Here is a 21,417-nt window from a genome sequence, read left to right as displayed (position 1 = left end):
TATTATTTACTTGTAAGCGGGGCTAATACCATAGTTACGTTTCTACCTTCGGCAAGCGGGATTTTCTCAATCTTAGATACCGGTGAAAGAATTTGGTAAAACTTTTTAACTACTTCTATTGCACGAAGCGTGTAGGCTTGCTGTCTGCCTATCATTTTAAGCGAAACTTTAACCTTGTCGCCCTCTACTAGCCACCTTTGCGCCGCTTTTGCCTTAGTTTGCATATCTGCTTCGCTAATGGTCATTGACAGCCAGATTATTTTTAATTCTGTGACTTTTTGATTCTTACGCATCTCTTTGTCTTTTTTAGATTGTTCGTATTTGTATTTGCTGTAATCTAAAATTTTACAAACAGGCGGAACTGCTTTGGGTGAAATCATAACCAAGTCTAGCCCTTCTTCTTCGGCGAGCTGTTGCGCTTTAAAGCGTGTCACAATGCCAAGTTGCGCTCCGTTTGAAGCGATAAGGCGTACTTCTTTTTCTCTAATTTGGTCATTAATTTGAAGTTCGTTAATAGTGGTAAACCTCCATAAAAAAAATGTGGCAAAATACCACATCTTATAAGTCATACAAGAATAATCTCTTGTAAAAGTCTTATTGAATAACCAAACAACGTTTGTCGGTTGGTGAGAAATGGTATTTCTTCTTTGTTCGTATAATATAACAAAACGGCTGATTATTGTCAACCGTTTTGCTACATAAGTTAAAAATAATAATTATTTTAAGGTTGCTACATTATTTTGCTAGCTACTTCTTCTTTGATAAGTTTAATAAAGTCGCTTATCGAGCTTACGCCGAGGTCGCCTTTCTTTCTTTGTCTAACTGCAACAACGCCATCTTGCGACTCCTTGTCGCCAACTACTAGCATATATGGAACTTTTTGAAGTTGAGCTTCACGAATACGATAGCCTATCTTTTCGTTGCGTAGGTCTGTTTCTACTCGAATGTCGGCTTCTTCAAGCTGTTTTGCAACTTGCTTTGCATATTCTACGGTGTTTTCGCTTATTGGTAAAACTATTACTTGCGTAGGCGCTAGCCAAGTTGGAAATGCGCCGGCAAAGTGTTCGGTTATAATGGCTATAAATCTTTCGATACTGCCTAAGGCTGTGCGGTGAATCATAACCGGACGGTGCTTTTCGCCGTCTGCGCCAATATAAGTTAGGTCAAATCTTTCTGGCATTTGAAAGTCGAGTTGAACCGTACCGCATTGCCAAGTACGCCCAAGACTATCTTCAAGGTGAAAGTCAATCTTCGGGCCATAGAATGCGCCGTCGCCTTCGTTAATTTTGTAACCCTTGCCAAGTCTATTTAGCGCTTCGATTAACATATTTGTAGCTGTTTCCCATTGTTCGTCAGTACCCATAGAATTTTCGGGTTTTGTCGAAACTTCCATTTTATAATGGAAACCAAATACGCCATAAATGCGGTCAATTAGGTTGACTACGCCCATAAGCTCGTCAACAATTTGTTCCTCTGTCATAAATAAGTGCGCATCGTCTTGCGTAAAGCATCTTACCCTCATAAGTCCGTGTAATGCGCCTGACAATTCGTGACGGTGAACGACGCCCATTTCGGCTATTCTTTCGGGCAAATCTCTATAAGAACGAGGTTTATGTTTATAAACCAACATACAACCCGGACAGTTCATAGGCTTAACCGCATAATCTTGTTCGTCAATTTTTAGAGTGTACATATTGTCTTTGTAATGGTCCCAGTGCCCCGACCTTAGCCACAACTCTTTATTAAGAATTAACGGAGTGCTTATCTCTTTGTAGCCTGCTTTTCGGTGCTCTTGACGCCAAAAGTCTACAAGTAGATTTCTAAGAAGCATACCCTTAGGTAAGAAGAACGGAAAACCCGGACCTTCTTCGTAAATATCGTACAATTCAAGTTCTTTGCCGAGTTTGCGGTGGTCTCTCTTTTTTGCTTCTTCAAGCATATTAATATAACTATCTAGGTCGGCTTTTTTGTCAAAAGACGTGCCATAGATACGGCTAAGCATTTTATTGTTGACGTTTCCACGCCAGTAAGCGCCGGCAAGAGAAAGTAATTTAAAAGCTTTTACCTTTCCGGTACTTGACAAATGCGGTCCTCTACACATATCGGTATATTCGCCCTGCGTATAAGTTGAAACGCTAGCAACATCAAGGTCGTTAAGTAACAATACTTTGTAATCTTCGTGTTCTTTGCCAAACATTTCGATTGCGTCAGGCTTGCTAACCTCGTGTCTAACAAGAGGTAGGTCTTCTTTTACAATCTTTGCCATTTCCGCCTCGATTTTTGGTAAATCTTCTTGCGTTATCTCGTGGTCAAACTCAATATCGTAATAAAAACCATTCTTAATCGAAGGGCCGATTGCAACCTTTGCCGTAGGATACAGCCTTTTTACAGCTTGCGCCATAATATGAGAAGTAGTGTGGTGATAAACGTCTTTGCCTATGTCGTCTTCAAAAGTATAAACCTTAAAATTGCCGTCGGTGTCTATTATACTTTCAAGGTCAAGCAACTTACCATTGTGTTCTACGCAAACAGCATTTTTGTATAAACCTTGACTAAGACTTTTTACAATTTCGCCAGCCTTACAAGCGTCGTATTCCCTACTTTTTCCGTCGGGAAAAGTTATTTTAATCATTTTTATCCTCCAATATATTTATTTTTAAATTTATTTAGCTATGATTGTCTTAATTTTATTTATGCTAAAAATATTACGGTATTTATTTATTTTATCAAATTTGTTATTTAAAATAATTTGGCTATTTGTCTTTAATAAAACTTAGTTAAAGTAATAAGTAATAGCAAGTTTTAAAAATGTCGCTTAACCCGATAAAAAAAGTCCTTACCGAGTGTTATCTCAATAAGGACGACATATTGCCGTGGTTCCACCTTAATTTGTTAGTGTTACTAACCTCAATTAGCCTTTTACGCTAGGCTGTTAGCGACGTCTAAATAAGTGGTACAAATAGAATAATTTTATCAAACTCACACCATTGTTTGACTCTCTGCAAAAACAATTTCTATTTACTTGTCTTAATTAATAACGTTATTAATTAATTACATTTTAATCTAAACATATTAGATTGTCAAATGTTTTTAACCTTAAAAGGCAAATTCTAACTGCCAACTTTTTTAACAATACATAGCGAATTTAGCAACATTACAAAGTCGGCGTCTAGGTTGTCAATTTGACCTACGACAACTACGCTTTTTGGTTTGTTGCAAATTATATTATACATAATGCTTTCTTCAAGCGTACATTGAGTAAAAAGGGTAAGTTTATCTAGCAATTTATTTTTATCCGAAAATAACAAATAATCGTCGTGGGTAAAAGTTAAGGTTAAACTATTATTTGTTGTTGGCACTGCTTGGGCTAAATAAAGAATAAATTCGGTTAGAATGCCCTTGTCATTAAGAATAATATCGTAAGCGTTAGTTAGTTTAATAATTTCTTCCCACTTACCTTTAAGCTTTTGAAGTCTAAAATCGCAAAGACCTTCAAGCGACAAATTATTTAACGAATTGATACTTTGCTTAATAGCCTTTTTATCTAAATTATTGTCAAATATGCTCATAATATTAACAAGCGTATTAGTTAAAAAGGTATTTTTTTTAATGTTAAGTTGTTCTTTAAAAAACTCATTTTTGTACCCTAGCGATAATGCTTCGGCAACGCTATCTTTTAGAATATCTTTAATTTGCGTAGCAAAAGCGTCGTTACACGCTACGCTTAAATAACTTCTTGTAAGCATATCTTGTTGTTCAAGCAAACCCTCTACGGCTATTATTTTGTCTTTTAATTGACTTTTAATATATGCAAGATAATTTTTATTTGCGTATGTGGCGTTAATTGTCGCTTCAAACATTATATATTTTCCCCCGTACAACTATTATATGCAACTATAATTTTTTTAATTGAAAAGGGTAAAATAACAATTTTATTTTAACTAAATATTTTATTTATAGCTAAAAAATATTATAAGGTTAAGTTTGACATTACTTTTTTGTAAGTATGATTACTAGTTTAAACATATTTTTATAAATTTATAGTATATCGTCTTTAATTTTTATCGCTTAACAATTAAATAAAAAAGAACGCTTTAAAACGTTCTTTTTGAGTAAAGATAAAATACAATTATGTTTTAAAAATAAATAAGATTTATTTCTTATTCTTTTCGATAAAGTCTACAATCGAACTAATTGTTTTTAGTTGATTAGCTAGTTCGTCCGGAACTACTATATTGTATGTTTCTTCAAGCGCCATAAGCAGTTCGACTACGTCAAGCGAATCTGCGCCTAAGTCGGCAATAATATCGCTTTCCATAGTAATCTTCTCGGCGGGTATGTTTAATTGTTGAGCAAGCAAATTTTTAATTTTTTCAAAAACCATATCTAATTCCTCCGTTGATGTTTGTATTTATTATAATATACTTTGTTGACTAAAACAAGTATATTTACATTTTTATTAAAATTCAGCGTTGTTAACTGTGCGTGGGAAAGGCAAAACATCTCTAATATTGCTTGTTGCCGTTAGATACATTACAAGCCTTTCAAAACCTAGTCCAAAGCCTGCGTGTTTGTTTCCGCCGTATTTCCTTAAATCAAGATACCACCAATAGTCTTCTTCTTTAAGATTAAGTTCTTTCATTCTTTCAAGAAGCTTGTCTAAGCGTTCTTCTCGTTGACTACCGCCTATCATCTCGCCTACGCCGGGAACTAACATATCCATAGCCGCAACGGTCTTGCCGTCGTCGTTTTGACGCATATAGAAAGATTTAATTTCCTTAGGATAGTTTGTAACAAACACTGGCCCTTTAATAATCTTCTCGGTCAAGTATCTTTCGTGCTCTGTGCCGATATCTACGCCCCACTTAATAGGCATATCAAATTCGCTGTTATGAGGTTGTAACATCTCTATCGCTTGGTCGTAAGTCATACGCTTAAATGCGCTGTCAGCAAGCGTAGTTAGTCTTGCTAGTAAGGTATTATCTACAAAGCTGTTGAAAAAGTCCATCTCTTGTTTGCAATTTGTAAGAACATACTTAATAACATATTTAATCATATCTTCGGCAAGTTGCATATCGTCGTTAAGGTCGGCAAAAGCAATCTCGGGTTCAATCTGCCAAAATTCGGCGGAGTGACGTTGAGTATTACTGTGTTCGGCTCTAAACGTTGGTCCAAAAGTGTAAACATTAGAAAACGCCATAGCGTAAGTTTCTACGTTAAGTTGTCCCGATACGGTCAAGCTTGCCTTTTTGCCAAAGAAGTCTTGGGTGTAATCGGTTTTGCCGTTTGCAAGTTTTGGCGGATTGTCTATATCTAGCGTAGTAATTTGGAACATCTCGCCTGCGCCTTCGCAATCGCTACACGTTACAATGGGCGTATGAACATATACAAATTGTCTGCTGTCAAAGAAAGAGTGAATGGCAAACGCTGCCTTAGAGCGAACTCTCATAATGGCGTTAAATAAGTTTGTGCGTGGTCTTAAATGCGCAACTTCACGCAAAAATTCAATGCTGTGTCTCTTTTTTTGCATAGGATATTCTGGGCAAGATTTGCCTTCTACGCTAATCTCATTAGCCTTTATTTCAAAAGGTTGAGGCTTATCGGGAGTTAATACAACAATGCCGTCAATGGCTAGCGCACAACCAACGTTTTGGCTAGTAATCTCGTCAAAGTTTGTTAAGATATCTTTTTCAAATACTATTTGTACGCTTTTTAAACAAGTACCGTCGTTAAGCTCAATAAAACCAAACGCTTTAAGGTCACGAATTGTTCTAGCCCAACCGCAAACGGTTACCTGCTTATTGTCAAATTTAGAAAAGTCTTGATATATTTGTGAAATAAATGTTCTCATAGTTGTTACCTCTTTAATTTTCTTAAAAATGCCGGTATGCTACTATCGTCTTCAACCCTAATAATTCCTTCGGGAACGGTAGTTGCCACAGCTTTGGCTTTGGGAGTTAACGGTTGTTCTTTATCGCCCTCGGTTGTGTTGTATACGCTTGTAAGCTTTGTCCCGTATAAATCTTTTGTCGAGGGCGAGGCATTATCTGCGTTTGTAACAACTTTTTCATTAAAGAAGGCGTTGGGCTTAGATTTAAGAGTATTTTTAGCGTCAAACCCAGTTGCAATAATCGTAACTTGAACTTCGCCTGTCATATTTTCTCTAATATCTGCGCCGAATATTAAGGAAGCCGTTGGATCTACGACATCACGAACGAGTTTAACTCCCTCGTAAACTTCATAAATTTTTAAGTCTTCTCCGCCTGTGATATTTATAATTAAACCCGTGCTACCTTCGATAGTTGTTTCAAGTAGAGGGCTAAAAACAGCTTGCTTAATTGCGTCTACCGTCTTATTAGGACCTTTTCCTATGCCTAACCCCATGTGCGCCATACCACGATTGTGCATTACCGTCTTAACGTCGGCAAAGTCAAGATTAATCATAGCGGGGTAAACTATAAGGTCCGAAATACCGCTTATGCCTTGTCTTAACACATCGTCTGCCCTTTTGAATGCCTCAACTACTGTAATATCCCTAGAAAAACTTGTAATTAGTTTGTCGTTAGGAATTATAACAATAGTATCCACGCATTTGCGAAGATTAGCTATGCCAAGTTCGGCATTTTTCATTCTTGTGTTACCTTCAAAAGCAAAGGGTTTAGTTACAACGGCAATTGTTAAAATACCTAGTTCCTTAGCGATTGCGGCAATTACGGGGGCTGCGCCTGTGCCTGTGCCACCGCCCATACCGGCTGTAATAAATAATAAGTCGGTATTTTTAAGTAGTTCGGCTATCGCTTCTTTGTTTTCTTCTGCGGCGGCTCTACCTATTTCGGGGTCTGCGCCTGCGCCTAAACCACGAGTTAAAGTACTGCCTATTTGAATTCTATGGTCGGGTTCTTTGACCAAAGACATATATAACGCTTGTTTATCAGTATTAATAGCGTAAAATTCTGCGCTTTTAATGTTAGCTTGTATCATACGATTTACCGCATTATTACCGCCACCGCCTATGCCAAACACCTTAATGCTTGCAACGTATGTACCGCCTTCACGCTTTTCATAACTTATATTGTTGTCCTCAAACATATTCTTCCCCTCCTATGAGAATAACTTAGCAAACAAACCTTTCTTTTTAGGTTTTTGCTGTTTAATTGCCAAATCAAGTAAACCATAAGACGAAGTAAATTCGTGCCTATTTGTCAAAGAATTGGCAGAAGTAATTATTTTAATATTTTTGTTTAATTGTTTGCCTAAGTATTCGTGAGCGCCTTTAACATAGGTAAGTCCGCCTCCTGTTAAATAAACCGGCGTAGTAGCTGGAATTTCAAATTCGCATTCTACAAAACATTTAACTATGTAATCGCTAATATCTTCTATTCTTGCTCGTACAATATCGCTTGCCTTATTAGCTTCAACCTCAACTCCGCTTTTAAGCTTGTACATATCGGTTTTAGTAAATTCGAGATTAAGATTTATGCCAGAATATAGTTGTTCGGCAACAGGAAAAGCAATATTGAGAACTTGTAATAAATCGCCTATAATATGTCCGCTACCAAGTGAAAATGACTTCATAAATACCAATCCGTCACCGCCAATTAGCATTACGCTACTGCTGATATATCCTATGTCTATTAAAACGGCAAAGTCGTCTCTTATAGCAGGCTCGACAAGGTATAACGCTTCCGCAAGATTACTTGAAATAAATTCGGTTACATTTACGCCTAAGCTTGATAGAGCCTTAGATACTTTATCGCAAAAAACATCGCTAGCAAATATGAAAGATACTAGTCCGGTCAATTTATTTGCGACTTTGCCAATAGGGTCTACCGTACGCAAAGTATCGTTAATTAGAAAGTATATGGACGACCGACTAATTGCGGTATACCCTTTTGCCTCTCGGTAGATATTAGCTCGGCTAAAAATCTCGGATATATCGTCTTTGGTAACTTTTTTGTTGGTGTGAAAAGCTAGACTAGCCTCGCCTGCAATTACAGATACAAATTCTCCGGCAACGCCGACAAACACATTTTTAATGCGTTCGCCTAAGTTTTGTTCGGCTTGTTTGATGGCAAAAGAAGTCGCCTGAGCAAGTTTCTCAGGTTCGTACCATTCGCCGTTAGAGTAACCGCTATATTTGCTTTGCCCTATTGTATTTATAACAAATCCTTCTTGGGAAGGCGAGCCTACAAAGCAAGTAATTTTGCTTGAACCATAGTCTAAAATTGCAATATAATCATTTTTCATAAGTTGTTTCCTATTTATTTGCTGTTGATACTCTATTTTTTTGGTCTACCATAATTATGGTTTTTTCGGTTGTGTTATCTTCTTTTTCACTTGCGTACACGCTAAACGCTAGTATACATTTTGTTTCGAGCTGTTCGCCCGGGGTTAAAATTACTATTTCTGCGCCCGTTCTAGTAAAAATAGTCAATCTATCTTTATCAAATTTAAATCCTTTAATAATAGTATTGATCGAGGAAAAATTGTAGTAAAATCTCCATACCGTCGACGCAACGCAACTAATATATTTGTATTGATTGCCGGTTTCTACGTTTGCCCAAGTTACGCTTTGACCAACGATAAGATTTATCGCATAAGCCGAAAAGTCGTCGGTTATGTCGACATATCCGCTTGCATCGTCTATCAATGCAATTACAACGCCAAAGGTGTCGAGTAAATAATTTTTACCTTCTTTTCTAAGCACAAAGATAGGATTGCGTTTGGCTAAATGAATGGTGACGCTATTTGGAAAATGTCTAACCACGTCGACAACAAAATATTGATTTAGCTCTGGGTCGCTTTGAATAGCTTCTATGGCTTTGCTTTCGCTAAAAAAGAAAATACTTTTTCCTCTAATGCTACTAGATAAATCGCTTGAAACGAGTTCTTGCGGAGTGGTTGAAAGCGAACCGTCTTCATTATAAAAACATATATTTGACGACTGCACTGTAAACACCGTACTGCTAAGCACTACGATAATTACAATCACAAGCAATATAGAAAATATAACTAACATTCTTTTTCTCATAACCCTACCTAGCGATGTCTATTGGTGATAATTATATATAAAATATATCAATAAGTCAATACAAACAAATTAAAAAATCGCCTTATTTATGGCGATTTTAAGATAATAATTATTTTAACGGCAAAAAGACGATTAAAACAAAATTAGTTAAGGTTTTACACTCTAATTATGTCTGCGCCAAAACTTTTAAGAGCTTCTTCAAATAGATAATACCCTCGATCAATATGCTTAATATCATTGACTGTGGTTTGCCCTTCGGCTCTAAGCCCGGCAAGCACAAGCGCCGCTCCGCCACGTAAATCTTGGGCGTACACGTCTGCTCCGCTAAGTCTGTCAACTCCTCTAATAAGCGCAGTTCTATCTCTCACTACAATATCAGCTCCCATTTTAGTCAATTCGGTGACGTGCTTGTAGCGTGTTTCAAACATATTTTCAACCACCATACTTGCGCCCTTAGAAATAGTTTGAACTGCAAGAATTTGAGCTTGTAAATCGGTTGGAAAGCCCGGAAAAGGTTGTGTTTCAACAAGTTTTATACTATTTGGTCGGTCGTAGGAAACTAGCCTAACCCAATCTTTGCCTAAGCTAACAACGCCACAAGTTTTGTCAATTTTACTAATTAACGCCAACATATCTTGCGGATTGCACTGTTTAACGGTTATATCTCCGCCTGTGATAGCTCCGGCGAGTAAATAGGTGCTAGCTACAATTCGGTCGCTAATGGGCGTATATTCTACGCCGTGCAATTTGTCTACTCCGCTAATACGTATTACGCTTGTGCCTGCTCCGCTTATTTTTGCGCCCATTGATTGAAGAAATTCTTGTAAAGAAACAATCTCGGGTTCTTTTGCAACGTTGCTAATTACCGTTTCGCCTTTGCTCAATACCGCCGCCATAATAATATTTTCAGTTGCTCCTACGCTAGGAAAATCTAAATGAATATTTCCCCCGACAGCGTTTTCTCCGTCGCAATACAAATATCCGCCATATTCTTCAATTTGAATATTTAAGGCTCGCAAACCTTTAAGGTGTAGGTCAATAGGTCTAAGCCCTATGTCGCAACCACCCGGAAACACCGCCTTAACTTTTTTAATTCTACCTAAAATTGAACCCATAAGAAAAATTGAACTGCGAATTTCTTTGGCGTAGCTTGAAGCTATTTCATAATTATTTATGTTAGAACTGTCTATGACAATGTCGTCGCCTTGCCAAACGCAACTGACGTTTAGGCTTGTAAGAAGATTTATCATACTATGTACGTCCAAAATTTTTGGACATTGTTTAAGAACGACTTGTTCCTCTGTCAATATGCTTGCGGCAAGCAATGCAAGCACGCTATTTTTGGCTTTGTTTACATTAATTTCTCCCTGTAAAACATTTCCGCCTTGTATAACAAATTTCATAGTTAAACTCCCTTTTGTTTTAAAAAATAGAGTTGACGAAAACCGTCAACAAGTATTTTTATCCTCAGTTTTATAATATGGTAAGAAAGACATTTTTGTTAAGAAAGCATTTGTTAGAGATATTTAGTAATATTCCTACCGAACTCATAAAGACAACTAAGGACGTTCCGCCATAACTAACAAATGGCAAGGGTAACCCCGTAGGCGGTATGCTACCGGTCACAACGGCAAAATTTATTAAACATTGAATGGCTATTACCGAGATTATTCCACTGGCAAATAATGTATGGTATCTATCTTTACAAGAAACGGCTAATTTAATTCCCCTAAAAATAAGAATAAAATATAAGCCGAAAAGAATAATGCAACCAAATAGCCCGGTTTCTTCTCCAATAATAGAAAAAATAAAGTCGCTCTCGGCAAAAGGTAAAAATTCGTATTTTTGACGACTGTTAAATAGTCCCACGCCAAAAAAACCTCCGCTTCCTAGCGCATATAGCGATTGAATTAATTGATATCCTTCGTCCTTAGGCGAAGCAAAAGGATTAACAAAGGCAAGTAGTCTAAGCAACCGATATGGTTCTATTACAATTAGTATCGGCACAACTAGCAAAAGTGGAATCATACAGATAAAAAACCACTTTAATTTCATACCGCCGACAAACAACATACACACCATTATCAACCCCATACAAACCGTAATTGACATATTTGGTTCGATAATAATTAGCAAGCAATATACAACTCCGCATATAATAATTGGCAAATTGTGAGTTAACTTTGCCATATTGACTTTCTTATTTGATATATATACGCAAGAAAAGAATACGAAGGCAAACTTAGCTAGTTCGCTAGGTTGAAAAGAAAAACTGCCAAAGCCTATCCAACGCTTTGCGCCATAATTTTCTATGCCGATTTTTGGGACAAATACTAAACCTAACAATATCATAGCTAGTAAGGCAAAGGGAATTGAAAGACGTTTTATTTTTTCAAGATTGACAAAATAAATTGAAACTAGGCAAACACAACCGACTAATGCGCCAATAGCCTGTTTAATCAAGAAATAGTATTTATTTCCAAAGTCTTTTTGAGCCGTATAGGAAGAAGCTGAGAAGATAAAAAGCAAGCCTAGCCCTACAAGAAATATCGTAGAAAGCAAAATTATGTAATCAAATTTTAATAGTTCGGCTTTTTTGCCAAGCGTTCTCAAATTATCACCTCTTGTATCGGTATAAATATTTTAGCTCTTTAATTTTGGTTTTGTTATTTAAGTTATGCGGTATAATGCAAGCCCTTCGGCTTATAAATTTGCTTTTTAGCTTAGCGAATTTACAATTTCCTTAAAGCGCTCGCCTCTTTCTTGATAGTTTTTAAACATATCAAAGCTTGCGCAAGCGGGAGAAAGTAAAATGGTAGGAATATGATTTAAGCGAGCGTAGTTGTAACAAGCCAAACAACATTCTTCAAGACTGTCACAACCTTCAACGCTAGTAAAATTGTATTTTTGGCACGACGAAAGTATTTTATTTTTGGTTTGCCCTAAGCAAGCTATAAACTTACAACTTGATAAATTTCTAATTAATTCGTCGAAGTCGTATCCTTTGTCGCTACCGCCTAAAATTAAACAACATTCCCCCAAACTTGAAATAGCAGAAAGCGTAGAATGAATATTAGTGCCTTTGGAATCGTTATAGAAAGCTATGTTATTTAAAGTTTTAACAAATTCCATTCGGTGAGCCGACACGGCAAAAGTATTAATAGCTAACTCAATTTCTTGCTTGGTTAGGTCGTATAAAGCTCCTACAAGTACGGCAAACATCAAGTTTGATATATTATGTCTAACATAGTATTTTATATTTGGCGAATTTATAGACATCTTTATATCAAAAAAGTCTACAATTATATCTTTACCATCAAAATAACAGCCATTGACTTTTTTAGTTAGACTTACATATCCTACTTTTGTTCTCGCCTTTTTACTCAATTCGTAAGCGGTTAAATCGTCATAATTAAATAGAGAATATCCTCTTTGCTGATTGATAAAGATATTAGCTTTACAATTTTGATAATTTTCTTTTGTTAAATGACGGTCAAGATGGTCTATATCGACATTTATAACAATGCTTATGTAAGGCGAAAAAGTATTAAATTCTTCTAACTGAAAACTTGACATTTCGACTACTGCGATGTCTTGACCAGTCAATTTATCGCACATTTGGGTTAGAGGAGTACCGATATTACCGGCGAGAAAACTACTTTTTTTGCCAATGTTTAATATATGATTAATCATTTCGCAAGTTGTTGTTTTGCCATTCGTACCAGTTACCGCAACTATTTGAGCCTTGATATTTTCAATTGCAAATTCGGTTTCGCCTAGAATAGTTACGCCAAATACGCTACATAACAAACATAATTTATTTGTTCTAGCTACGCCCGGACTAAGTATCAAATAGTCTAGCGTAGGTATAAGTTTAATGGCTTCTTGAAAGCTAATTGATAATTCCAAGTTGTCGTCATAAATATGTACAATGTTACTTTTTTTAAGATATTCGTATAAGGACTTACCGCTTTTTCCATAGCCATAGATTAAATAGCTTTTCAAACGCTCCCTCCTAACAATAATAATATTCCGCAAGACAAAGTAATTAAAGCGTAGATGTCGCCTATTCTACTTTCGCTAAGACCTTTTTTCTGCAAATGGTGGTGGTAAGGCGCCATTAGAAAAACTCGTTTGCCGTGACTAAATTTAAAATACCCAACTTGTATTATTACCGACAAACAAGAAATAACGTAAATAATACCTAAAATTGGTATAAATAAACTCATTCTTGTAAACATAGACAAACAAGCGACGCAAGCGCCTAAGGCAAGCGAGCCGGTATCGCCCATAAATATTTTTGCGGGAAAACAATTAAATACTAAAAATGCTAGCAAGACGCCTAGCAAGGCTACGCATACCACAAGAAGATTGCCATATTCTTGCATAAGTAAAGTTTCGCCTAATTTTGTTGCTTCGTCATAACGTAAATAGATAAAAATAGCTATTATAAACAAATACGCCATTGTAACCTTAGTTAATAGTCCGTCAAGTCCGTCGGTCAAGTTAGCCCCGTTTGTAACGCTCAAAAAAATAAAAATTGCAAGCGGTATTATAAAAAAGTTAATATCGATTGAAAGTTTGGTAAACGGAACAAGTAATTTTCCGCCGACATAAACATTGTTATAGATAAATAAGGCTATTATAACCGCAAGAGCAAGTTGAACGATAATTTTTTGATAAGGTTTAAGTCCCTCATTTTGTCTATATTTTATTTTAATATAGTCGTCAAGCAGTCCTATTACGGCGTAAGCAAGCGTAAACAAAACGGCTAATTTTCCTAAATCATTGCTTCCTTCAAAAAATATAAAGGAACAAATAGCAAAAACTATCATTATGCAAACGCCACCCATAGTAGGAGTACCGCTCTTACTCTTATGTTCTATTACATAGCTAAGAATTTCTTGCTTAGCCTTAAATTTTTTAAGTATAGGCAAACCTACCGCTAAGGCAATTAGCGAAAAAGCGATGGATATTAAAAGTAATAATAGTAATTTTTGCATCTATCACAATAACCCTTGTACCACGTCAATATCGCTGTACGGTATTTTAACTCCTTTAATTTCTTGATATTTTTCTGCGCCTTTTCCTAACACTGCTACCGTATCGCCACTGCACGCCATCGCTACCGCCTCTGTAATGGCTTGTGAGCGAGTTAACTGTAAGGTATAGTTAGTAGTAGACAGCCCGCATTCAATGTCTTGGAGAATGGTTTGAGGCGCTTCGTTACGAGGATTGTCATTAGTTACAAAGATGTAGTCAGCAAATTTGCTTACGCATTTCGCCATTAGCGGACGCTTAAATCTATCTCTATTTCCTCCGCAACCAAAGACAACGATTAATTTACCTTGCGAGCTACTTTTTAAATAAGTTAAAATATTATTTATGCCGTCGGGAGTATGCGCAAAATCAACGACAATTCTACTTCCTTTTCCATCAAAAAACGTTTGGTTTCTTCCGTCAATTTGTTTTACCTTATTAATACCTTGCGCAATTTGCTCTAACTTTATGCCAAATATTCTTGCAAGTGCGCTAGCGCAAAGCGTGTTGTAAACATTAAACAATCCGTGCAGATGGTATTTAACAGTTTTGACCTGGTCGTAAAGGTTAAGAATATAGCTAAGCCCATCTTGGTCTTCGGTATAATCCATAGCGAATATATCGCTAGGATTTGTATATCCGTAAGTTAGGGTGGGAGTTCTAGCCTCCTTAATTATTTCTTGCCCTAAGTTGTCGTCTGCGTTGACTATGGCAATTTTTGTGTATAATGGACAAAAGAAACTTTTCTTTGCCTCGCCGTATTCTTTCATTGAACCAAAAAAATCTAAGTGATCCTGCGAAAAATTGGTAAAAATAGTAGCTTCGGCTCGAATACCCGCAAGCTTTTTTAAAGCGATAGCGTGAGCGGTAGCTTCCATAAATACAAATTTAACATCTTCCTTGACCATTTTATCGAGATAAAAATGTAACATTATAGAATCGGGAGTTGTTAAAGGGTTGTCATAATGAACGCCGTCAATAAATATTCCGTTAGAGCCGATAATTGCAGTTTTATATCCTGCCGTTTGAAAAATAGAATTAGCTAAATAAGTTGTAGAAGTTTTTCCATTAGTGCCTACGACACAAATAATTTTTATTTTTTCGCAGGCGTAATTATAAAAGTTTTTTGCGAGTAACGACATAGATTCACGAGTGTCTTGAACAATAATTTGAGTTAGTAAAGTTTCAACCTTGTGAGTTACCACGACTGCGATAGCTCCGTCAAGTTGAGCTTTGCTAATAAGACTGTGCCCGTCTACGTTTTGACCCTCAATGCAAATAAATAAACTGCCAGGTAAGACATCTTGCGTGCTATGAGTAAGATGTTTTATGTCTAAATCGCTATTTCCATAAACTTCGCAAGCTATACCGCTTAATAATTGAGATAGGTGCATTTTACCCTCCATAAATTACGCAAGACTTTGTATAGCTTATCTTATTATTTTAATATTGCAAATATTATGGTTTTGGCGGAATATTGTAAAGACTGATTATTTGTTCAAAGATTAGCCTTGCATAAGGAGCTGCTACAACCGAGCCATAACTAACGCCTATCGGTTCGTCTACCATTACAAAGCATAAATATTTTGGACTGCTTGCGGGAAAAAACCCTACAAAAGAAGATATATTCTTGCCCCTTGCAATTACTCCGTTTTCATATTTTTGCGCAGTACCGGTTTTTCCCCCCACTTCATACCCTTTAATATAGGCTTGTTTACCGCTACCTAACGTAACTACATTTTCAAGCATTACGGCAAGTTGCTGACTAGTTTGGCTTGATATAACTTTATTAATTACCGTAGGGTAAAATTCTTTTACAATTTTACCATCTTTATCGCTTATTTTTTTGACAAAATAAGGTTTGAATAAATATCCGCCGTTAATTGCTGCGGCGGTAGCGTTACATAGTTGTAGAGCGGTAACCGCAACCGATTGACCAAAACCTATACGAGCCAAATCGCCCTCAGTGCAACTTGAATAAGGCACAAGCATACCGCTTTGCTCGCCTATAAAATCAACGCCTGTTTTGCTTCCGTATCCAAATGCCTGCAAGTAATTGTACATTGTTTCTTTGCCTAAGCTTAGAGCGATATCGGTAAATATCGGGTTACAACTGTTGTTTAAGGCTTGGGAAAGATGTTGGTTACAATGTTTTCCATTGGTGTGTTTTGTCCAACAACTTATTTTTCCTCCTCCAATATGTCTTACGTTAGAATTATTTTTAAATATGTAATCGGCGTTAAAAGCGCTGGCGTTACCCCTAGAAGATTCTTCTAGGGTTGCCGACGCCGTCAATACCTTAAATGTCGAACCGGGTTCAAATATATCGGTAATCAAGCCATTGCGAGAATACTCCATAAGCTGAGTTATATTATCACGAGGAATTGCATTTAAATTAAAGCTGGGTTTGCTTGATAAAGCTAAAATTTGTCCGTTAGTCACGTCCATTACAATGCACTTAACACTTTTGGGCGAATGATTGTACATAATCGCATTAAGAGTATTTTCAACTGCAAATTGTATTGAATAATCTATGGTAAGAGTAACTTGAAGACCGTCTACCGACGGAACATAATACATCTCTCTTTCGGGAAGTTCTTTGCCTACTAAATCGGCTTGCGTAAGCAACTGTCCGTCAATGCCACGCAAATATTTATCATACTGCGCCTCGATGCCTGTTTGACCTACGCTATCTACCGATACAAAACCTAACACTTGGGTAAGAAAATCGCCGTAAACATAGTATCTACTGCTTTCTTCGGCAAAATAAACGCCCTCTAAGTTAAATTCTCGTAGCTCGGCTATTGTTTGAGCCTCAACTTGTCTTTTTATTGTAATTTCGGACACGCCTTTATTCTTAGCTTTTTTAAGCACGCCTTCATAAGATACGTCTAGCTTTTGGCTTAAAACCGATGCGACTTTTTCAGGTTCTAGTATATTTTTTGCCCTTATATATACGCCATAGCAAGTTTGGCTTGTAACTAAGGTTACCCCGTTGGTATCGACAATATCTCCCCTACGAGCCGTTATTGGCAAATCTCTTGTCCACTGGTCAAGAGCCTTAGCCTGCAAAGTTTTACCCCAAATTATTTGTATATAAAATAATCTGGAAAATATGACTAAAAAAATAAAGATTGTCAGTAATAATAATACTAACAATCTTTTCTTAACCGTTAAATATTCAGTTTGCAATGATTAGCCTCCAAAAAATCTTGATAAATTATCGCACAACACATCAAACCAGTTGCTCTGCACATTATATTGTATTGATGGTCTTAGTTTTGGTATGCTAAAATCTTTGGTATTGTTCGAATTGGGTTCGGTATAACCTAGTAATGCCGCTCTTTGAAGTATTTCGGCTTCGTTTACGACTGATAATTCTTCAAGTAAAGTCGAAACAGTGGTATTTGTATTTGTCGTTTGACCAGAAAGCGTTACTACCCTGCCGAAACTATTGCCTACGCCAACTGCAATTAAAGCTATTACGATAGCAAGAGCAAGAACAATAACCGCAAAAGAAGATATGGCAATTTTTAATTGAACATTTGTAAGAGAGCGTGTTTTAATAGCTACTTGACTATTTTGCGTATAGAACATTGACTTATCAATTAAACTTTCGTCTACGCTACCTAATGTCTTAACGGTTGGAGCAGCTCCGGGCTGTTGCTTAGCTACTTCGTCATATTCGGGTGGCAAAACCGGACTATCCCCTAAAATTTTACGAGTAATCTCTTCAAGGTTATATTCGCTATTGTCGCTAATTGGCTGATTTTGGTAATAACTGTTTGTGCCTGCGGGCAATTCAACTTCGGTTTGAGTTTGAGTTCTTCTAGGTGAAATTGCTACATTGTAATCGTCTAGCGTAACTGCGTTTCTACTTGTCGTTAACATTTTTGCCCCTCCTATATGATTTTTTCCGCTACCCTTAATTTTGCGCTATTTGCTCGGGAATTTATTTGCATTTCTTGTTCGCTTGGTATAATTGGTTTTCTTGTAATAAGTTTTAGGTCTGCTTTATGCCCGCATATACATATTGGAAAACTCTTTGGACAAACGCACCCTGTTGCATATTCTCTAAACGTTTCTTTTACAATTCGGTCTTCAAGCGAGTGAAAAGAAATTATTGCTATTCGTCCTTGTTTATTAAGACGTTTTATTAGCTTTGCTATTGTTTCTTTAAGATGTTCTAACTCTTGGTTAACTTCAATTCTTATTGCTTGGAAAGTTTTTTTAGAGCTATGTCCTATTTTGCGTTTATAGCTATAAGGCAAAGAGTGGTCAATTATATCTACAAGGTCTAATGTATTATTAATAGCCCCTATTTCACGTTGAATAGCTATATTTCTTGCAATTTGCCTTGCGAAAGGTTCTTCGCCATAGTCTTCGATAATCTTTGCTAATTTTTCTTCGCTATATTCGTTTACTACTTCAAACGCCGTTAAAGTTTGATGGCTATCCATTCTCATATCTAACGGACCATTTGTCATATAAGAAAAACCACGTTCAAAATTATCGATTTGCCAACTTGACATTCCTAAGTCCATCAATACCCCGTCGACTTTGTCAATTCCCAGTTGGTCTAATGTCTTGCAAACATTTTTAAAATCGGTATGATTGATTATTACGTTAGAATTATCTTTAAATACTGTTTGACAATGTTTTATTGCGTCTATATCTTTGTCAAAGCCTATTAATTTGCCATTTGTAAGTTTATTTAATATTTCCCTACTGTGTCCGCCCGAACCTAAGGTGCAATCTACATAAATACCGTTCGGTTTAATGTCTAATAACTCTATACTCTGTTCAAGCAGTACGCTTACGTGTTCAAACTCCATATTAAATTCCATATTTAGAAAGTCCGTCAAGAGCATTTTCGTATGACTCGATTGTAAATTCTTTATTATTTGCCGTCCATACTTCTTGACTCCAAATTTCGACTTTATTTCCTGCGCCAACTATGCGGACGTCTTTATCAATTTTAGCGTACTTTTTAAGTTCCTGAGGAAGAATAAATCTACCTTGTTCATCGCACTCTACATTTTCGCCAAAAGCCGTAAAAGCCCTTATTGCTTTTGAGCCCTCAACGTCGGTCAGCGGAAGTTGCGACATTTTTTGGTTAAGAGTTTCTAATAGTTGTTGGTGAAGCACGATTAAGCAACCGCCTGCGCCTAAGGTAATTAAATATTCTTTTCCCATATCAGCACGAAACTTAGAAGGCATACGCATTCTATTCTTAGCATCTAGCTGATATCCATAATTACCGTAAAAGCAATTCATTAGACTACTCCTTTCTAATTTATGAAAAAAGTATAGCATAATTTTTAACCACTTTCAACCCTTTTTAACCACTTTTTAAGTTATTTTTGAAGATTTAGGCAAAAACGAACAAAATTTGACAAAATAGTGAACAAATGTTCTAAAATTAGATATTTATTTCAATGAGCTTATTGTTAGCAAAGTCACAAGATGTTAAATAGAAATCAATGCCAAACTTGTTAACTCTTAGCTCGGCTCGACAAGAAGAACGGTGTAAATGACCATAAACGACGGTGTGAACATCGTCGGCAATTAGCAGTTTGATAAATTCGCTTAGCTCATAATTGACGTTAAAGGGTGGAAAATGAGTAAGACAAACAACTTTATCCCCTTCTTGACGAACTTTTTTTAAGGCAAGCAGAGATAATTTAAGTCGCTCTATTTCACGAGAATAAATCTTTTTATCTTGTTCGTTTGAATTTTCTGGCATTACCCAACCCCTTGTTCCAAAAAAGCAAACGTTGCCTATACGCAGGCAATCATTTTGAATAGCGTAGAAATTTAAAGGCAATAGCGAACGAACTTGGGAAATTGTGTTCCACCAGTAGTCGTGATTACCTCTAAGAATTATTTTTTTGCCGGGCAAATCTTTAAACAAAGCCAAATCTGTAATAACTTCATTTGCACGCATAGCCCAGCTTAAATCTCCGCATAACACAACTACGTCATCTTGGGTTACGGTTTGTAGCCAACTTTGCTTAATAATATCAAAATGACCTTGCCAGCTTGGTCCAAATATATCCATTGGTTTATTTACCGTTGTTGACAAATGAAGATCGGAAATTGCATAAACTTTCATAATTTCTCCTTGCTTAAATATTACCATATTGCAAGGCTTTTGTACAGTTATTTATCGTAATCTTGTTCTTTATGCCTTTTTAACCAACATCTTTTACACATTATTTCATCAAAGTCAAGTTTATTTTTATAGCAAAAGGGACATAGCAAATCGCTATCTTCTTCGTAAAACTCCCCTTTTAATTCGGCTAAGCATACCGAACAATATTCGTCTTGCTTGGGCTTATAATTTATTTCGCATCTACGGCATTTGTCGTATTCCATACCTTACCCCAAAAATGTTTTGTTGTATGGTATGAAATAAGTAGTTAATTGTGTGAAAGAAACAATATTATATTTAAATTAAAATTAATTTAGAACATAAAAAATAATTATTTTAAATGCTAAACATCTTTTTTTGTTAAACTACGTCGAGTTGACTTCTATCAATAATTTGATAGAAGTCTTTAAAGGTTTGTTTTTATAAGTATTTAGGCTATCTTGTTAACTCGCTTAGACATTTTAACCGTTTAGCGATTACCCTTGTTTACTGATTTTGCGAACTTGGAAACAACGGAAGTTCAAAGAAACCATTGCAAACTTCTTCGGCGTAGTCTGTGCAAGGCGGAAGCACAGCGTAGCCATAAGTAGGTATAATTATGTCTACTATTGTGATTACTTTCATTATCAAAGTTGCGCATAATTTTGCGTTAAATGTGTAGGTCTTAGGAATTGTCGTAGAAGAACCTACATATACCCCTTCGGTAAGTACTCCTGAGGCTATGGCTTTAATTTGATAAGGCATAATCGATGCTTCCGGAACATTCATAACTATATCTATTGGCACTTCGATTAACCCTTGACCGCTTCCTTCGACATTGTTTGCGTCGGTATAGTTGAGCGTAACCGGAAAAACTACGTTGCATTGAACCCTACCGCATCTAGGCGAAGGCGAAATTATAGTTACTTTTAAATCGGTAATCTCGGCGTTGACCGAACTACTTTTACCGCTTACAAAAGTCAGCGGTTCGGTCGGCGTACCCGACGTTATAATATCCACCACTACATCTAAATATGTAAGCTGTTTTACGCAAGCGTCAAAGACTCTTTTAACTTCAATACAAATTTTTTCTGTGCAACTCGCTTTATTGTTGTCTAAAAAGGACATAATTTTAAACCTCCTAACTCAATATATTGTATGAGGTATTTTGCTAAAAAGTGCAACAAAAAAAGTCCGCTTTCGTGGACTTTTT

At 36.4% G+C, this 21,417-nt stretch carries 20 protein-coding genes and 1 other annotated feature; all 20 genes read right to left on the bottom strand.

Going from position 1 to position 21,417, the window contains the following annotated elements:
- Positions 1-2 precede the first annotated feature (2 nt).
- On the bottom strand, positions 3-569 hold the full coding sequence (gene infC, locus RR062_00605; GenBank protein ID MEG2026227.1) for a translation initiation factor IF-3: 567 nt from the start codon (positions 567-569) through the stop codon (positions 3-5).
- Positions 527-654: a sequence feature (ribosomal protein L20 leader region), on the bottom strand. It overlaps the preceding gene by 43 nt.
- A gap of 76 nt (positions 655-730) precedes the next feature.
- Positions 731-2,632 (bottom strand): threonine--tRNA ligase, encoded by a 1,902-nt coding sequence (thrS, locus tag RR062_00600; protein ID MEG2026226.1) that lies wholly within the window; start codon positions 2,630-2,632, stop codon positions 731-733.
- Positions 2,633-3,110: 478 nt separating this feature from the next.
- Positions 3,111-3,860, bottom strand: coding sequence for a hypothetical protein (locus RR062_00595; GenBank protein ID MEG2026225.1), 750 nt, complete (start codon positions 3,858-3,860; stop codon positions 3,111-3,113).
- 293 nt (positions 3,861-4,153) lie between these two features.
- Complete coding sequence (gene acpP / locus RR062_00590) at positions 4,154-4,384, bottom strand: acyl carrier protein (GenBank protein ID MEG2026224.1); 231 nt, start codon at positions 4,382-4,384, stop codon at positions 4,154-4,156.
- Between the two features lie 75 nt (positions 4,385-4,459).
- Entirely contained in the window at positions 4,460-5,851 is a 1,392-nt protein-coding gene (gene asnS / locus RR062_00585; GenBank protein ID MEG2026223.1) for an asparagine--tRNA ligase, read from the bottom strand.
- 5 nt (positions 5,852-5,856) lie between these two features.
- Positions 5,857-7,089: a cell division protein FtsZ gene (ftsZ, locus tag RR062_00580; GenBank protein ID MEG2026222.1), complete on the bottom strand. Its 1,233-nt coding sequence runs from the start codon at positions 7,087-7,089 to the stop codon at positions 5,857-5,859.
- Positions 7,090-7,101: 12 nt separating this feature from the next.
- Positions 7,102-8,247 (bottom strand): hypothetical protein, encoded by a 1,146-nt coding sequence (locus tag RR062_00575; protein ID MEG2026221.1) that lies wholly within the window; start codon positions 8,245-8,247, stop codon positions 7,102-7,104.
- A 10-nt stretch (positions 8,248-8,257) separates the two neighbouring features.
- Positions 8,258-9,031, bottom strand: coding sequence for a hypothetical protein (locus RR062_00570; protein MEG2026220.1), 774 nt, complete (start codon positions 9,029-9,031; stop codon positions 8,258-8,260).
- A 155-nt stretch (positions 9,032-9,186) separates the two neighbouring features.
- A complete protein-coding gene (gene murA / locus RR062_00565; protein ID MEG2026219.1) occupies positions 9,187-10,434 on the bottom strand; it encodes a UDP-N-acetylglucosamine 1-carboxyvinyltransferase in 1,248 nt (415 codons plus the stop codon).
- A gap of 70 nt (positions 10,435-10,504) precedes the next feature.
- Complete coding sequence (ftsW, locus tag RR062_00560) at positions 10,505-11,644, bottom strand: putative lipid II flippase FtsW (GenBank protein MEG2026218.1); 1,140 nt, start codon at positions 11,642-11,644, stop codon at positions 10,505-10,507.
- A 105-nt stretch (positions 11,645-11,749) separates the two neighbouring features.
- On the bottom strand, positions 11,750-13,036 hold the full coding sequence (gene murD / locus RR062_00555) for a UDP-N-acetylmuramoyl-L-alanine--D-glutamate ligase (GenBank protein ID MEG2026217.1): 1,287 nt from the start codon (positions 13,034-13,036) through the stop codon (positions 11,750-11,752).
- Positions 13,033-14,034 carry a phospho-N-acetylmuramoyl-pentapeptide-transferase gene (gene mraY / locus RR062_00550; protein MEG2026216.1) on the bottom strand — a complete coding sequence of 334 codons (1,002 nt, stop codon included), beginning with the start codon at positions 14,032-14,034 and terminating at the stop codon, positions 13,033-13,035. Before mraY ends, murD begins: the two co-directional genes overlap by 4 nt.
- A 3-nt stretch (positions 14,035-14,037) precedes the next feature.
- A complete protein-coding gene (locus RR062_00545; protein ID MEG2026215.1) occupies positions 14,038-15,465 on the bottom strand; it encodes a UDP-N-acetylmuramoyl-L-alanyl-D-glutamate--2,6-diaminopimelate ligase in 1,428 nt (475 codons plus the stop codon).
- A 64-nt stretch (positions 15,466-15,529) separates the two neighbouring features.
- Positions 15,530-17,143 carry a penicillin-binding transpeptidase domain-containing protein gene (locus RR062_00540; protein MEG2026214.1) on the bottom strand — a complete coding sequence of 538 codons (1,614 nt, stop codon included), beginning with the start codon at positions 17,141-17,143 and terminating at the stop codon, positions 15,530-15,532.
- A 123-nt stretch (positions 17,144-17,266) separates the two neighbouring features.
- Positions 17,267-17,962 (bottom strand): hypothetical protein, encoded by a 696-nt coding sequence (locus RR062_00535; protein ID MEG2026213.1) that lies wholly within the window; start codon positions 17,960-17,962, stop codon positions 17,267-17,269.
- Between the two features lie 11 nt (positions 17,963-17,973).
- Positions 17,974-18,906, bottom strand: a complete 933-nt coding sequence (rsmH, locus tag RR062_00530) for a 16S rRNA (cytosine(1402)-N(4))-methyltransferase RsmH (protein MEG2026212.1) — start codon at positions 18,904-18,906, stop codon at positions 17,974-17,976.
- Position 18,907: 1 nt separating this feature from the next.
- A complete protein-coding gene (locus RR062_00525; protein MEG2026211.1) occupies positions 18,908-19,348 on the bottom strand; it encodes a division/cell wall cluster transcriptional repressor MraZ in 441 nt (146 codons plus the stop codon).
- Between the two features lie 145 nt (positions 19,349-19,493).
- Positions 19,494-20,186, bottom strand: coding sequence for a metallophosphoesterase (locus tag RR062_00520; GenBank protein ID MEG2026210.1), 693 nt, complete (start codon positions 20,184-20,186; stop codon positions 19,494-19,496).
- Between the two features lie 47 nt (positions 20,187-20,233).
- Positions 20,234-20,449 (bottom strand): hypothetical protein, encoded by a 216-nt coding sequence (locus tag RR062_00515; GenBank protein MEG2026209.1) that lies wholly within the window; start codon positions 20,447-20,449, stop codon positions 20,234-20,236.
- 262 nt (positions 20,450-20,711) lie between these two features.
- Positions 20,712-21,332, bottom strand: coding sequence for a hypothetical protein (locus RR062_00510; GenBank protein ID MEG2026208.1), 621 nt, complete (start codon positions 21,330-21,332; stop codon positions 20,712-20,714).
- Between the last annotated feature and the right edge of the window lie 85 nt (positions 21,333-21,417).

The organism is Clostridia bacterium (assembly GCA_036654455.1).
Classification (GTDB): domain Bacteria; phylum Bacillota; class Clostridia; order Christensenellales; family CAG-314; genus JAVVRZ01.
This window is presented reverse-complemented; position numbering and strand designations above follow the sequence as displayed.